The 15,977-nt window shown below is 60.6% G+C and carries 7 protein-coding genes and 1 pseudogene; 4 read left to right on the forward strand and 4 right to left on the reverse strand.

What is annotated here, in order from left to right; translation table 11 throughout:
- Window positions 1-384 precede the first annotated feature (384 nt).
- From galU to AB4Y44_RS24975, 3 genes and pseudogenes are all read left to right on the forward strand, one after another.
- A complete protein-coding gene (gene galU, locus AB4Y44_RS24965) occupies window positions 385-1,311 on the forward strand; it encodes a UTP--glucose-1-phosphate uridylyltransferase GalU (RefSeq protein WP_368618954.1) in 927 nt (308 codons plus the stop codon).
- Between the two features lie 157 nt (window positions 1,312-1,468).
- Entirely contained in the window at window positions 1,469-1,756 is a 288-nt protein-coding gene (locus tag AB4Y44_RS24970; RefSeq protein ID WP_368701163.1) for an H-NS family nucleoid-associated regulatory protein, read from the forward strand.
- 162 nt (window positions 1,757-1,918) lie between these two features.
- A pseudogene (locus AB4Y44_RS24975) lies at window positions 1,919-2,173 on the forward strand (H-NS family nucleoid-associated regulatory protein); the annotation flags it as partial.
- Between the two features lie 166 nt (window positions 2,174-2,339).
- Here AB4Y44_RS24975 and AB4Y44_RS24980 read toward each other — a convergent pair.
- Window positions 2,340-2,927, reverse strand: coding sequence for a hypothetical protein (locus AB4Y44_RS24980; protein ID WP_368618952.1), 588 nt, complete (start codon window positions 2,925-2,927; stop codon window positions 2,340-2,342).
- Between the two features lie 773 nt (window positions 2,928-3,700).
- Window positions 3,701-4,750: a UDP-glucose 4-epimerase GalE gene (gene galE, locus AB4Y44_RS24985; RefSeq protein ID WP_368618951.1), complete on the reverse strand. Its 1,050-nt coding sequence runs from the start codon at window positions 4,748-4,750 to the stop codon at window positions 3,701-3,703.
- Window positions 4,751-6,288: 1,538 nt separating this feature from the next.
- Here galE and AB4Y44_RS24990 point away from each other — a divergent pair.
- A complete protein-coding gene (locus AB4Y44_RS24990; protein ID WP_368618950.1) occupies window positions 6,289-6,966 on the forward strand; it encodes a hypothetical protein in 678 nt (225 codons plus the stop codon).
- A gap of 130 nt (window positions 6,967-7,096) precedes the next feature.
- On the opposite strand, the gene AB4Y44_RS24995 is transcribed toward AB4Y44_RS24990, so the two are convergent.
- The gene (locus AB4Y44_RS24995; RefSeq protein WP_368618949.1) at window positions 7,097-8,353 is read right to left on the reverse strand and encodes an MFS transporter; all 1,257 of its coding nucleotides are present in this window, start codon (window positions 8,351-8,353) and stop codon (window positions 7,097-7,099) included.
- A 47-nt stretch (window positions 8,354-8,400) separates the two neighbouring features.
- Window positions 8,401-15,498, reverse strand: coding sequence for an amino acid adenylation domain-containing protein (locus AB4Y44_RS25000; protein ID WP_368701164.1), 7,098 nt, complete (start codon window positions 15,496-15,498; stop codon window positions 8,401-8,403).
- Window positions 15,499-15,977 lie beyond the last annotated feature (479 nt).

Below are 15,977 nucleotides of genomic sequence, written 5' to 3' on the forward strand. Positions count from 1 at the left end.
CAGGCGATGTTGGCTTGCTCCCAGTTCGCAACGTATCGAGCCATCGAATCGATGGGAGAGGCGATTGGCCGTCGACTCTCACATAAAAGAGTTCGGAAGCCGGGTCGGTCGGAGCTGAGGTGGAACGTGTGATCCCTTTCGATGTCGCACGGCGTTTGGGTGTTTGCGAAAGAGAGCCGAAGTGTTGGAAGCGCGCGGAATTCCCACCTATTTTGTGTCTCCGACGTTCGTTTTGAGCGAGTTGTGGCGAATTAAACACTCAGGCCTCCAGATTATGTCATCCCTATCCGTCAAAATCGGAACGTATTCGGCCACTTGCACCACCTGGCTGAAGGACGACGTTATGCTTTCGCCCGATATCAGCGCATTCATCATGGAGTTCGTATGCTTAAGGTCACGAAGGCCGTTTTTCCGGTAGCTGGTCTCGGTACACGCTTCCTCCCCGCCACGAAGGCAAGTCCGAAGGAAATGCTGCCTGTTGTGGACAAGCCGTTGATCCAGTACGCAGTGGAAGAAGCTATTGCAGCGGGCATCACTGAAATGATTTTCGTGACCGGGCGTAGCAAACGGGCGATTGAAGACCATTTCGACAAATCGTACGAGATTGAGGCGGAACTGGAAGCGCGTGGAAAGAAGCAACTGCTGGAACTGGTCCGTGGTATCAAGCCCAGCCATGTCGATTGCTTTTACGTTCGCCAACCGGAAGCGCTCGGGCTCGGCCATGCTGTATTGTGCGCTGAGAAACTCGTGGGCGATAACCCGTTTGCGGTTATTCTCGCAGATGACCTGCTTCATGGTGAGCCGCCCGTGACATCGCAGATGGTGGATCTGTTCAACCACTACCACAGTTCAGTACTCGGAGTGGAGGAGATCCCGCGAGCAGACACGCGTTCATACGGAGTTGTCGACGGAAAGACGTGGGAGGAGAACATCGTCAAGCTCTCAGCGATTGTCGAAAAACCCGCCCCCGACGTGGCGCCATCGAACCTCGGGGTTGTCGGTCGCTACATACTCAAGCCGCGGATCTTCAAGCATTTGCGCGCACTGAAGCCAGGTGCGGGCGGCGAACTGCAACTCACAGATGCAATTGAGTCCTTGCTCAGCGACGAACAGGTCCTCGCCTACAAGTACCGGGGGACGCGGTACGATTGTGGTAGCAAGCTCGGCTATCTGAAGGCCACGGTTGAGTTTGCGCTCCAGCACAGCGAGGTAGGCGCTGAGTTTGCTGAGTACCTGAACCTGCAATTGCGACGCGTTGATCAGCGCGAAAATGAAGCGGAGGATGCGCGCGAGAGCGTGGACGCTGTCTGAGGACGTCAGCGGCCGATGCTATCGGCTAACTGCTTGTTCGAGTGCATTCAGCTTTGCGCCAATCGGTACCCTGGGATAGTCCCCCGCTGTCCTGGTTTCGCCTGCCATGTTCTGGACATGGCAGGCTTTTTTCCCAACCTGGATCAGTCTTCGATATATGTCCACCTATAAAGAATTGCGTGAACAGCTCGCAATGCTTGATCTCAAGATCGCCGAGGTATTCAAGCATGAGCGAGAGATTGTGATTCAGGAAATTCGGAGAAAGTTGGAGTTACATCAGCTTACGGTCGATGATGTCCGAGGTAGATCCCGCCAGTTGATTGCGAAAATTCGTGACCCAAAGACGGGTCGCGTGTGGTCCGGACGCGGTCGAAAGCCTTCATGGGTTGACGCTGCGCGCATTGAGGAAAACTTACCCCCTACGCGGCAAGAGTCCACGTTCTGACATTCGGGCCGCTCCTGGGCAGACAGAGCTCTCGTGAGACGACGTGAGTAGGGGGCTCACATCTGGCGCGGATACGCGAGAGGTTCTTGTGGCAACGGGCAGGGTGGTAACTTTCGACTGTTCGAAGGCTCAATTGGCTGTGCTTGAAGGGAGCAGCCAGCGGAAGCGTGGCGCGCTGAATCTCAAGTCGTTCTCGCGGACATCGGCGCAAAGGTCAATGAATGTGGGTATTCCTGGCGCGACATCTTTGGATCTCATAGTGTGTCCACGAGCAGGATGTCGAAAGGTAAGCCACCAGCGAAGTCCCTTTATCCAAAGACAGGAGCGACATGGTCGGGGAGAGACGGGGATCCGGCCTGGATCACGGAGGCGAAGAATCGCGCGCGCTTCCTGGCAAAGCGATGGTATTCACGATAGCTCGGGATGAGGTGAGCGCTCCGACTGGACTTGAACGTTAACGCAATTCATGGAGGTCAATATCCGGAGACGCCAATTTGGCGATCCGAACCGGTAGCATTGACGGGATTGCTCTGCAATTGAGGTGCGTCTCGATCATGCTATCAGTATCGAGCGGTAGAAATACTCAGTGTAGCAGCGTCGGTTTATCGATGACGGAGTGTTCGTTCAGGAGGTTTTTTGCCCATTTGATCGAAGATGCAGACAGATTGGGTGCGTGTCTAACAACCGTTTCCAATGCAGCAATATGTGCGGTCCAAAAGTCGTTGAGCTCTCCAGGCTCTGGATGTTGCGCGAAGAGGCATTTGAAGGCTGCAATTATTGTACACAGCAGAATTCCACGGGATTCTTCGTCGATCGAGTGTGTGCCATGCTTTGAAGATAGATTTTCATCTTCTCCGAGTGCTTCTGTGCAGTTGATCTGATCGAATTCAGACACAAGTGCTTCCATCTCGGACTGGGCGGCTATCCAGTACGCCCCGGACGAATCGCTACCCTTTGAGGACGCGAATATCGCCTCCGTGGAGCGCCGAAACGTTTTGGCAGAGGCGCTCCGATTTGTGCGGTTGGTAACTATCTGCACGATCTCGTAAAGTGCGAGTATGTGTATGTGGAGTCTAAGCTCAAGCGCCGCATTCTGATCTAACAGCTGATGGACTTCTTTCTCCAGATTACGGATGCTATCGACAAGTGAATCATGTTGATCGTTATTCATATAGCGTGATAGTGTTAGAATTTTGCTGTTTTATAAATGACTGATCTGGCTGTTGATCGATTGCGACATTTCGCCCGGATCTCGGTCACGTTGCCGACGGGCTGGCTGATCGATACCATCAACGTATTGCTGTGAAGATTGGTGTGCCTCAAAGTCGAGCGAACATTTCGGTGTTTTGTTCGTGAGCTGTTAGTTGGAACGCGACTGCAACTTCGCGGTTCTGGTCTCTAATACCGGCGGTTGACCAAGTGCGTAAGTGGATTCGACGGCGCCTGTTAAAGTGGATTCCGTGCGGTTCGATTGAAGGAGATCGCGAGTATTTATTGAACGTCCGGATGACAGAATAGGACACTGACTGAGCAAGCGGGAGGATCTTAACGTGCGCCCAATTCTGGCCAGTTTGCTTGTTGGCACGGTTGTGCTGTTCATCGCTACATTCAGGGTTGCAGCCCGCCGGCGCCGCCAACGGCGACGCGACGAACTGATGCGCAACCTTGATCATCACGAGTGGTATCACGGTTCGCGGCCCCGGCCCGGGCCCCGGCCCCGGCCCCGGCGCCGGCGCCGGGGCGGGGCAACGCGCTAGCGCTGGGTCGTCCATGTGGGGCGAGTTTCCCGGTCAGTTTCGCGTACCTGGCATAGGGGAGGTCGGCGCGAAGGCGAGAGAGGGCGGCGCACGGAGCACACATGCAACTCTCGCCGGCATTGCCTTTCGCAAGCCGATTGATTCGTGTGGTGCCAGTGACGCAACAGTGAACGCATGCATTGAAATGCTATACATACCCGTACGGATTTTTTTCCTGCCAGCGCCAGTGATCGATGCACATGCGCTCGATGCCGTATTCTGCCTTCCAACCGATGAGTGATTGTGCCCTCGCGGGATTGGCATAACATTCGGCGATGTCGCCGGGACGGCGGTCTACGATTTCATATGGCACAGTACGTTCGCACGCCTGCTCGAAGGCCTTCACGACTTCGAGGACGGTGTAGCCGCGTCCGGTGCCCAGGTTCACGATGAAACCCTGGTCACGCGCAGCCAGCGCATCGAGCGCTTTTAGATGTCCGTTTGCCAGATCCACAACGTGAATGTAGTCCCGCACGCCTGTACCGTCTGGCGTCGGATAGTCGCCGCCGAACACGCGCAGTTTTGGCAGCTTGCCGACAGCCACCTGCGCGACAAACGGCATAAGGTTGTTCGGGATACCGGCGGGGTCTTCGCCAATCAGGCCGCTCTCGTGCGCGCCCACCGGATTGAAATAGCGCAACACCGCGATACGCCATGACGGATCTGAGATCGCGACGTCACGCAGGATCTGCTCGGCGATGAGCTTTGATTGTCCGTATGGGTTGGTTGCGGTGAGCAGGTAGGTTTCGTCGATGGGCGAGCGCTCCGGCGCGCCATACACCGTCGCCGAAGAACTGAACACAAACTGCTTGCAGCCGTATCTGCGCATCACGTCCAGGACCGTGAGCAGACATTCCAGGTTGTTGCGATAGTATTCGATCGGTTTGGCCGCAGATTCGCCGACGGCTTTGAGTGCCGCAAAGTGGATCACGCCAGTGATTTTATGTGTCTCGAAGATGCGCGTAAGCGCCCGTGCGTCGCGCACATCTTCTTCGTAGAAGGTGAGTTGTTTTCCTGTGATCTTCTGGACGCGCGCGAGCGATGCCCGGTGGCTATTGACGAGATTATCTACGACGACAACGTCGATGCCTGCCTCCAGTAGCGTCACGCAGGTGTGTGAGCCGATGTAGCCGGCGCCGCCTGTGATGAGGATTGTGCTTTTGGTGTTCGTCGTCGAGAAGGAGTTTGCTGGAGTCATCAGATATTTTCAGAGCTTCATACCGGGGGATCGCGGATCTGTTCTGGCAGATTCACGGATCTGTGTCGCAGCGCCTGTACGGTGGCAAGGAGCCGCTGAAAAGCAACCAACTGGCCGCTCACTTGCAGATTGACAGGCTTCTAACCTACCACGTGCTGCAAGGTAAGTCGGGGTGATTGCCGCAAAGTGGAATGTTTTGGCGAGTTTGGTCTACGTGACCATATTGGAAGAGGTTTGTTCGGTTAAGCGTGAAGGTAAGCCGCCGGATTGGCGTTTTCGTCGGCCTGAGAAGCGGGGGCACGAGTGAGTTCTCAAATACACGATAAACGGCAAGAGATTCCCTCTGCTACCGACGTACAAACGTCGATCCTCGATTGGTCTCGGCTAGCTGGTTACCGTCCATCAAACGTTCAAGCGGAAAGTTCTTCGGACCGAGCACGCGGTGTCGAGTTTCGGCGCAAAGAGAGCTACATCTCGGCATTGAAGCAACGCCGTCAGAACGATTGGTGAGCGAAAAAAACCGCCAGGCATTTCCAGCCTGGCGGTGCGAATCCGGGTTCGATCTAGTTCGGGGGGAACCGGACCCGGTGGACCACATTAGGCTCTGGGCAGCACGAGCCAAACGTGACGGGAATTTAACAGACAGGTTTGTCGTATCGATTTCAATGGCGTTCACATACCAGATTTTGGCCGACTGGTCCGGGTCCTGAGAATTTGACGGCATCTTTACTTTGCGATCGATGAATATCCGTGATCTGTGAATGGCTGGAGAATCGTGTTTTATTTGGTGTCCTTCGTCGGAAGATTTGTAGGTGAGGCTAATGAGCCGGAAAACGGAAGATATCCAGCTCTGCACGATGAGCCCGCGGTCAGTTGTGTCGCACGAGACAGCAAACTTCGCTCCATTGATTATGTCTCGCCGAGGAAGTCGCCTTCACGCTGATCGTTGTTCCGAGGGCGTGTGACACAGAATCTGAAGTGTGTTCGCAGTGCCAATCCCGCCCCCCGAAACCGCCGGCGAAATAGGAACAATAGTTAGCGAATATCACGCACAGGTAGCATCGCAGCAAGCGGGTTTCGACTCGCTCACGAAGTGGTTTCGGCAACAATCGGTGACGCGCTTCTACTAGTACTGATCGGACAATACCGTCGACCTTTTCGCAAGAGATCGAATAGCGACTGAGCATAGTCTTCCGCTGTCCCGACAACTAATAGCAGCACGGTGTCCTTGGTGTTCTTCACTGGATCCGGAAGCCGCCCAGTTCTGCATGGAACCAAGCCTGCCTCGTTAACCACTCAGAATCAGCAATATCCGCGTCGCGCTCGCCCAAGGCAAATCTATGTTGATCGCTATGGCGAGTCGGGATTTGTAGTCCCGGTAGTGTCAAAAGGTAGTGAGGCTATTGCGCCGATCTGTCAAGATTGGCGGCGCACGATCGGAGCGCTTGTGGCGAAAATGCACAGCACAATTTCTCTCCTGAATACGCTGGCTTGCGATTGCTTATACTCTGTGCACCTCTTTTTCCGAGGCGCTTCGTATGCTGCAGGAATGGCTTTTTTTCCCGCGACTTGGCTGGAATACTCCTATTACTTTGGCGCTAACGTCGGCGACGGTCGGCAGTGTCGTAACGCTAGTTTGGATCGCGGCGCGAGATGGCCGAGAACGCAGGCGCCACCGACGTGACACTTCTTTGGAGCTGGCGTTAGCGCTGGAAAGCTACGCTCGGACCTGTCGTACGGTGATGCATAAGGCAGCCTGGGCGGCGTCGGAGCCAGTCGGTCCCGCGATCCGTGAGCCCAGCAAGGGCGTGTCCGTTCCCGCCTTTGCCTATCCGGACAAGTTGCGATGGGACGTTCTGAGCCGTGGACTCGTCTCGGAGTTGCGCGAGTACCCGGCAACGGCGCACGCCGCTCGGGAGTATGTCGAGGCATTCCGCGAATTCGGTGAGCCGCTCGACTTTTGCGGTCAGGTTGAAATCGAATGTGCAAAAGCTGCGAGAGGAGCGTTAGCGTTGGCTCGTACCACGCGCCGGCGGCACGGAGCCGCGACGTGGAAGCCGGGCGCCAGAGATTCGGCCATGGAGCGTGAACTGTCCGACTTCATCGCAATCGCCGAAGAAAAGCGCAAGCAATTGCTCGAATGTCGGACGGGGCCAACAGTCGGAGTTGGCTGGGAAGCTGACGTACAACCACTCAAACGCCAGTTAAGCGTGTGAGGGCTCGACGACGCAAAGCGGCATCAGTCCGCGAGCCGCTTTGCGCCCTGACTGGTTATTCAGCGTAAAGCAGTCGTTCGGCTCTGTAGCCTACGTAGAGCTGAGATCTTGTAAGGTGGCGTGTTCCCTCCTAATCTGTAGCAGGAGCGCCCGGTTGCCGGTCGTCGTAACCTGCGCGCTTTTCCTGGTAGCCTATCGCTGCTGATTGCCTGGCGCAAAGCAGCAGACCCAACATGGGAAGCGCGATATAGCTCACGCCCAGCAGCGTAATCACGTCGCTCGACACGGACGACACGAGGCTATTCACACCGAACGCCAGTCCCATCTGCGAGCAGCAATAAATGGCGCCTGCGCCGCCGCGATGGGCCGTAAAGCGGCTCATGCAAATGGCCGACGCGCAAAGCACGATAAACGAGTAGCTGAACGACACGCCCGCGACGCTCAGCAGAAAGCCGCGCGCGGACAAGCCACCCAGCGTCGAAAGCGTCAGCAACGCAACGCCGCAGAAGATGGCGATGAAAAGCCCGGCGATCATTGTCGGGAGCATCCCGAATCGGCCGATCAACCTGGGCAACAGCAAACGGCTGACGACCAGGCCGCTACCGACCAGCGCGCTGACCCATCCGTACTGCGTGGCGGAATAGCTGAACTGCTGCTGCAGCACGAATGGGCTCGAGCTCGTGTACATGACAAAGCAGGTCATGCCGACACCGGCCACAATGGTCGACGAAACGAACGTCGCATCCGACAACACCACGCGGTAGGCCGCGAAGACATCGCGTGCCGTGATCGAGCGATTCTTGTGCGCGTTCGTTTCACGGCAGCGCAGATAAACCGCGAACATCGCGCAGAGCAGCAACGCCATGACGACAAAGTTGGCGCGCCACCCGAACCACGTTTGCACGAAGCTGCCCACCAGCGGGCCGAGCACGAACGAAAGCCCCGTGAACAAGGTGATGTACGAACTGGCAATCGCGTAACGATCGCCTTGCACGATATCGGCCAGCACGATGCGCGACAGGGCGAGGCACACGCCGCTGCCCAGCCCCTGAACGAAGCGCGCGAGCAAAAAGCCCGTGATCTTCGCAGCGAACACGGTCCAGAGATTACCCATGATCGCAACCGCGAGGCCGATCAGAATGACGGGCTTGCGGCCATGCTTGTCGCTCATCGGTCCATACACGAGCGCTCCCACGCCCGTCCCGAAGAGAAAGACGGAGATCGACGCCTGCACATATTGCTGCGAGGCGTGCATGACGTTCATGATTTCCGGCAGCGACGAAAGATGAATGTCCGTGCCGAGCAGACCAATGAGCAGCAACGCCGTGACCACCACGACGACCTTCATTTCATCGCGGCTAAAGCGCACTTTTTTCGATGGGGACACAGACCGTCCTTGCAATGTTTCGGGCTCGAGCGAGGTGGGCTGGGGCATCAGGCGAGGCACTCCTGCTCGTGCCTTTGCAGATGACGCGCGATGATCTGCGCGCTTTCGCGACTCATGATGCTGTGGTGATCGCCCGGCACGTGCACGACGTCCAGCGCTTCGGCGAGCGCGCCCCAGCCGAGGTCGGGTTCGCCGAACTGCCGCGCGAAACCTTCCTCGCCACAGCACAGCAGCACGCGTCCGCTAAAGGGCGCCGGACGATACGTGCGAAGCGCTTCGTCATTCGCGGCGATCACCGACAGCACCTGCCTGATCTGCCGCTCGCCTGTGCCGGCCGGCAGCAAGCCTTGTTGCGTTGCGGCTTCGAGCACATGGCGCCAGTGCACGTCAGCGGGCACATCGCGCAAGTTCTCCCAATCGAATGACAGCTTCGGCATGAGAATACCGAGCATCACGGCGTCGTCGCTGAGCCATTGCCGGGCCGCCATCTTGCCGTAGGTACCGTTGCGGTACAGCGGTTGCACGCTGGTGTTTTGCGCGCGCGAGTCCAGCAGGGCCAGCAGCGCCACGCTTTCGCCGCGTCGCTCAAGCTGCTGCGCCATCTCGTACGCAATGCATCCGCCCATCGAATGCCCGATCAGCCGGTATGGGCCCTCGGGCTGCACCGATTTCATCAGGTCGATGTAATCCGAAGCCATCGCTTCGATGCTGCGCAGCGGGGTCGATTCGCCTAGCAGGCCGCCCGCCTGGATGCCGTACACGGGCTGGTCGCCGCCCAGGCTGCGCGTGAGTTCGACGTAGTTGGTCGTATGGCCGCCATACGGGTGAATGCAGATGAGTGGCGGCAACGCGCCCGTGGTGCGCATGCCTACCAGTTGCTGGCGGCGCGGGTCGCGCATCGTTTGCAACGAAGCGGCGAGCGCTTGCACCGTGGGGCTTTCGAGCAACGCCGCCGCCGGCAGTTGATGGCCGATCAACTGCTCAATCTGCAGAATGACGCTTAGCGCCGAAAGCGAGGTGCCGCCGAGTTCGAAGAAGTTGTCGGTCACGGCAACCGACGGCATGCCGAGCACCTCCGCGAAGATGCGGGTCAGCTGCGACTCCACGGTGTCGTGCGAAGAAGCCGCGGTCGACGCATCGTGGGATGCGGCTGCGTCCGGTTCGGTCGCGGATTGGCGAGGCTGCAAAGCCACAGCACGCGCCGGGCTCGTGCTTCGTGCCTGCGGCCAGAAACGTTGACGCTCGAACGGATAGCCCGGCAACGCGGCACGCCGCCGCTTGGCGCCTTCGTGCAGCTTATCCCAGCACGGCGCGACGCCAGCCACCCACAAGCGCCCCACGCTCAGCGCCAGCGCGCCGCAATCGGACCATCCCGGCGCGCCGGAGAGCGTGGCCGTTGCGACTCGCGCATTCGCACTGTCCGCATGCCGCCGGACGATCGAGGTGAACGCGTGCCCCGGGCCCACTTCGACAAAGAGCCCGTCCGGTGACTGAAGCAACGTGTCGAGCCCCTCGGCGAACCGCACCGTCTGGCGCATATGGCGCACCCAATGTGCAGGATCGGTGGCCTGCTCGTTCGTGACCCACGTTCCGGTCACGTTGGTGATGTACGGAATCTGCGGAGCACGCAACTCGACCTGGCTGACGAGCGCCATGAATGACTCGAGCGCCGGATCGAGCAGCGCGGAATGAAACGCGTGCGACGTTGCCACGCGCTTGCAGCGCAAGCCGGCGTCGTCGAGGCGCACCTGCACGGCGTCGATCTGTTCGGCCGGACCCGCGAGCACGCTAGAGCGCGCCGCGTTGACCACAGCGAGATCCACGCCGTTCGCGACGTAGGGCGCCAGTTCCTGCGCCGACGCTTCGACTGCGAGCATCGAACCGGCGGGCAAGGCCTGGATTAGCTGGCCGCGCAGGACGACGAGCTTCAGCGCACCGGCCAACGACATGACGCCGGCCACGCACGCGGCCACGTATTCGCCGAGGCTGTGCCCCATCATCGCGTGCGGGCGCACGCCCCAATGTTCCAGTTGTCGCACGAGCGCATATTCGACCACGAAGAGCGCGGGCTGCGTGATGGACGTCTGCATGAGCCGCTCGCGTGCGGCATCGGTTGCGCCGGGTACATCGACTGGCGGATACAGGACCGTGCGGATGTCGAGGTCCATGAGCGGCTGAAGCAACTGCGCACAGTGGTCGACACAATCGCGGAACACGACTTCGGACGCGTAGAGATCGCGGCCCATGTTGACCTGCTGCAGACCTTGTCCGGGGAACAGGTAGGTGACGCGCGCGGACGGCGCGGTCACGCCCGTGCCGCTGCGCGTTGCGGGCAGTGCAGTGAGCGCTTCGAGCGCGGCGGACGCACTGTCGCACACGACGACGCGCCGGTGCGGGAAGTGCGTGCGTCCCAGTTGAAGCGTGTAGGCGATATCGCCCAGATCGGCGGCAGGATCGTCCCGCAGGTGGCTGGCCAGGTTGTCGGTCATCGCCTGCAGCGCACGCTCCGATTTCGCCGACAACGCCAGCACGTGAAACGCCGCATCGCCTTCGCGCTCGCGCGCGGCCTGCGACGGCGCTTCCTGCAGAATCACGTGCGCATTCGTGCCGCCAATGCCGAACGAACTCACGGCGGCGCGCCGCGGCGTGGCGGTGCGCGGCCAGTCGGTCAGCGTGTTGTTCACCCAGAACGGGCTCTTTTCGAGTTCGAGCTTCGGATTGGCCGACTCGAAATGCAGCGTCGCCGGAATCTTGCCGTGATGCACGGATAGCGCAGCCTTGATGAGGCCGGTGACGCCCGCCGCTGCGTCGAGGTGGCCGACATTCGACTTCAGCGAGCCGAGCGCGCAGAACTGCCGCGCATCCGTATGGCGGCGCCACGCGCGCGTGAGCGCATGAACTTCGATCGGGTCGCCCAGCGGCGTTGCGGTGCCATGTGCCTCGACGAAGCCGATGCTTGCCGGATCGACGTCCGCACGCGCGAGCGCATGCTCGATCACGTCGGCCTGGCCGTCGGTGGCCGGGGCGGTGAAGCCCACCTTCGCGTTGCCGTCGTTGTTGATCGCGGAGCCCTTGATGACCGCCCACACATGGTCGCCGTCTGCGAGCGCTGCGGACAAACGCTTGAGCACGACGATCGCGCCGCCGCTGCCGCGCACCGTGCCTTGCGCGCGGCTGTCGAACGGACGGCAGCGCCCATCGGCCGAAAGAATGTGCCCTTCCTGATGCAGGTAACCGGTGCCGTGCGGCATTTCGAGCGACACGCCGCCTGCCAGCGCGATATCGCATTCGCCGAGCAGCAATTGCTGGCAGGCCACATGAACGGCGACGAGCGAGGTCGAGCACGCCGTTTGCACGGTCAGCGCCGGGCCGCGCAAATTGAGCTTGTACGCGAGCCGCGTGGAGAGAAAGTCCTTCTCGTTGAGGATGGTGGTCTGGAACAGTTCGGCAGCGCTTTCCGGATGCGCGTCGAGATAATGGAGCAGATACCCCGAGCGGCCCGTGCCGCCGACCACGCCGATCCTGCCGGTGTAGCCCGCGTTCGCATAGCCCGCGTGTTCCAGTGCCTGCCAGCCCGTTTCGAGGAAGAGGCGCTGCTGCGGGTCCATCAAGAGCGCTTCGCGCGGCGGGTAGCCGAAAAACGCGGCGTCGAATCGATCCACGTCGTCCAGCACGCCCTTGCGCTTCACGTAGCGAGGGTCGGCAAGCAGGGCGGGATCGACGCCGGCCGCGAGCAGCTCGCTATCGCTCAGTGGCCTGACCGATTCGACACCGGCCACGAGATTGCGCCACAACTCCGCAACGCTCTGCGCACCGGGGAAGCGACCCGCCATGCCGATGATGGCGATGTCGGTGTCTGCATGATCGACGCCATGCGGCACGCGCGCCGCTTTTCGCGCGATGTATTGCGCAGGGTTGGACGGCGCGGCAACGGCTGCCGGTCCGGACGCGCCGCGCAGGTGATCTGCCAGCGACCGGATGTTCGGAAAGCGGAACAGGTCCATCGTCGGCACGTGTTGCCTGAGTGTCTGTTCGAGTTCGATCTCCACGCGAACGAGATCGAGCGAATGACCGCCGACTTCGAAGAAATTGTCGTCAATCCCCACGGCGTCCAGCTTCAACACCGCTTTCCACACGTCGGCAATCTGCTGCTCGAGCGCGTCGCGCGGGGCGAGCACGCTGTGCGGGGTCACGCGCTCGGCGTCGGGCAATGCCGCGCGATCGATTTTGCCGTTTGGGGTGAGCGGCCATGCGTCGAGCAGCATGATCGCCGAGGGCAGCATGAAGTCGGGCAGCTTGCCTTGCGCATGGGCGCGAATGTCAGCAGCGGTGATGGCGCCCGCTTCGTGAGCAATGGCGTAAGCCAGCAGCGATGGCGCGCCGCCGTTCGTCGCCCGCGCGATCACCAGCGCTTCGCGCACGCCGGCGCATCCGGCGATCACCGACTCCACTTCGCCCAGCTCGATGCGAAAGCCGCGAATCTTCACCTGATGGTCGAGGCGCCCGAGGTATTCGAGGCTCCCGTCGGGCAGAAAGCGGGCGAGGTCGCCCGTTTTATACATGCGCGCGTGCGGGCCTCCGAACGGATTGGCGATGAATCGCTCGGCCGTGAGGTCGGGGCGGTTCAGGTAACCGCGTGCAAGACCGGAGCCAGTAATATGGATCTCGCCCGCAATTCCCACCGGCACCTGCTGCAATTGCGCGTCGAGCACGTACACGCGCGTGTTCGCGATCGGCCGCCCGAGCGACACGCGTTCGGCGTCCGGCTGCAGGGGCGCAATGGTCGCGCACACCGTCGCTTCGGTCGGCCCATACGCGTTGAGAAAGCGGCGTCCAGGCGCCCAGCGCTTGACGATGTCGAGGCTGCATGCCTCGCCGGCAGCGGCAACAGTGCGCAGTGTCGGCAGATCTTCGGGCTGCAGCAAAGCAAGAACGGAAGGCGGCAGCGTGATCACCGTCACGGCGTGGCGCGCGATGGTGTCAATCAGCGCCGAGCCCGGCATCATGTCCGCTTTCGACGCGAGGCACAGCGCGGCGCCGGCGCACAAGGTGCTGAAAATTTCCGCGACCGACGAGTCGAAACTCGCCGACGCGAACTGCAGGAGGCGGCTGTCTGGGCCGATTTCGAACAACGCGGCCATGGTATGGACCATGTTGGACAGGCCGTAGTGCTCCAGCATCACACCCTTCGGGCGTCCGGTGGAACCGGAGGTGTAGATGACGTACGCGAGATCGTTCGGCTTCGAGGCGATCTCGAGGTTGTGCACGGATTCGCCGGCAATGGCAGCGGCTTGCGTATCGACGCACACGCGCCGTACCTTTGCGGACGACACCTCCGCGCCGGCGCCCTGGCCCGTGAGCAGCAAGCTCAGCCCCGAATCGTCCTGCATGTAGGCAAGACGCTCCTGCGGGTAGCTCGGGTCCAGCGGCAAATACGCGCCGCCTGCCTTCAGCACCGCGAGAATCGCGACCACCAGCGCGGGGCCGCGCTCCATGCTTACGCCGACCAGCTCGCCCGGTTTCAAGCCGCCGCGGCGCAGATGATGTGCAAGCTGATTGGCGCGTGCGTTGAGTTCGGCATACGACACCGTCTGCGTTTCGTGAAGCAGCGCCGCGGCCTGCGGCCGGCGTTGCGCCCAGTCTTCGACGAGCCGGTGCGCGGGCGTCTGCGGGAAACGGCTTTCGGTTGCATTCCAGACGGCGTAAGCGGCGCGCTCGCGCGCGCTCAGCATCGACAAATGCCTAAGCTCCGTGTGCGGCGCTTCGACGGCGCTCGCGATCAACGTCTGGAATTGATCGACCAGATAGCGAATGCTCGGCGCGTCCCATAGGGCCGTGTTGTACCAGCACACCGCGCGCAGGCAGCCGTCCACCTCTTCGACCACGAAGTCGAGATCGAACTTGACGCCATGCTGCTCGAGCGGATAAGACGCGAGCGGCAGGCCGGCCAGATCGAGTTCCGAGCCACCCAACCCCATTCGTGCAGCCGCCACTCCGCGCATATGGTCGAGATGGGCTTTCTGGTACGTAAAGGACACCTGAAAAATGGGGCTGCGGCTCGCATCGCGCACCACGCCCAGTTGCTCCACGAGCAACGGGAACGGATAGTCTTGGTGTTCCTTCGCGCCGACCAGCACCTCCCGCACGTGCTGCAGAAACGCATTGAACGTGTTTTCGCCGTCCACACGCGCGCGCAGCGCGCAGGGGCTCGCGAAGTAGCCGACCGTGCGCGCGTAGCCTTGCGGCGGCCGCCCGAAGCGCGGCGAGCCGACCACGATATCGTCTTGCCCCGTATAGCGGTAGAGCAGCACGTAAAAGGTGGCGAGCAGCACCGTGTAAAACGTGACGTCCTGCGCGCGCGCGAGGGCGCGGATCTGCTGCGTGAGCGTTTTACCCAGCTCGAATGAATGACCCGCGCCAACGTGAGTCTGAACGCGCGGACGCGGCCGGTCGGTGGGCAGGTCGAGCACGGGAAGCTGGCTCAGCTGCTTTTTCCAGTAGGCGGCATGCGATTCACCCGCGGGGGACGCGAGCAGGTTTTGCTGCCACTCGACGTAGTCGACGTAAGACAGCCCGGTGGACGGCAATTCCGCCGTCTTTCCGTCAACGCGCGCCCGGTACAGCAGCCCCAGTTCTTCCATCATCACGATGAGCGACCACGTGTCGGCGGCAATGTGGTGGCAGTTCAGAAACAGCACGTGCGTGTCGGCAGCGCGTGAAAAAAGGCGTGCGCGGAAAACCGGGCCGTTTTTCAGGTCGAATCCTGTGTCAGCCTCTTGGGTCAGGCGCGCATGCAAGGCGGCAGCGTCCCATTGCGACGCATCGTCGTGCTGGAAATCCGGTTGACCGGGCGCATGGATCAACTGGACAGGTTCGCCTTCGGGTGCCGCGTACGTCGTACGCAAGACCGGATGCCGCTCAACCAGATCCTGCAATGCACCGCGAAATGCCTCCACGTTGAGCGCAGCGTGAATGGACCACGCCATGGGCAGGCCGTACTCCGCACCATTCGGATTCAGGCACCACAGAAACCACATGGCGCGTTGTCCGCGCGAGAGTTTCGCCATTGCGGGGGAGGGCGAAGACGGGGCAGCGTGGTCGGAGGAAGTGACGGCTTGGATTGTGTAGCGGTTCTGCGGTTGCATGCGGTAGTTATTACTTGTCTGGTCTTATTGAGTCGTTTCACGTCCACGACGAGGATCGGAGCGGCTGGCCGAAGAAATGTTGCCGGACGTGGCTGCGGAATCCGCGTCAGCGATCGACAGGACAAAACCGGCGGACGATTTATACCGAACGGAAACGCATATTTGATGACGGCCGACGTTGCACGATCGAACCATCGGTTCACGCAAAAGGGTCGACGCGATGAATGTCGTGCCCATCCCAACGGGTCGTCGTTCGGCCCGAATGAAAAACTTCTGATGGCGAACTCTAACGATGGCTTTCGCCCGGCTTTCTACGTGATTCGCTCAATCGGACGAAATGATGCTCGGTGTGCAGAAGGGAAAATGGCTCGGTTCGATTGCGCCTGCCGCTGGCTAACGACAGCTATCGCCAAACCTGAATGTCTATTGCGGGCGGTTGCTGCCAGCGGTCCGCGGATTCGATCAAGCGATCTCGGTTA

This window comes from Paraburkholderia sp. BR10937 (genome assembly GCF_040965695.1).
Classification (GTDB): domain Bacteria; phylum Pseudomonadota; class Gammaproteobacteria; order Burkholderiales; family Burkholderiaceae; genus Paraburkholderia.

What these genes read in the sequence shown, in the direction of transcription:
- galU (WP_368618954.1), top strand. Translation starts at nt 385, where the DNA reads ATGCTTAAGGTCACGAAGGCCGTTTTTCCGGTAGCTGGTCTCGGTACA.
- AB4Y44_RS24970 (WP_368701163.1), top strand. Translation starts at nt 1,469, where the DNA reads ATGTCCACCTATAAAGAATTGCGTGAACAGCTCGCAATGCTTGATCTC.
- AB4Y44_RS24980 (WP_368618952.1), bottom strand. Translation starts at nt 2,927, where the DNA reads ATGAATAACGATCAACATGATTCACTTGTCGATAGCATCCGTAATCTG.
- galE (WP_368618951.1), bottom strand. Translation starts at nt 4,750, where the DNA reads ATGACTCCAGCAAACTCCTTCTCGACGACGAACACCAAAAGCACAATC.
- AB4Y44_RS24990 (WP_368618950.1), top strand. Translation starts at nt 6,289, where the DNA reads ATGCTGCAGGAATGGCTTTTTTTCCCGCGACTTGGCTGGAATACTCCT.
- AB4Y44_RS25000 (WP_368701164.1), bottom strand. Translation starts at nt 15,498, where the DNA reads ATGCAACCGCAGAACCGCTACACAATCCAAGCCGTCACTTCCTCCGAC.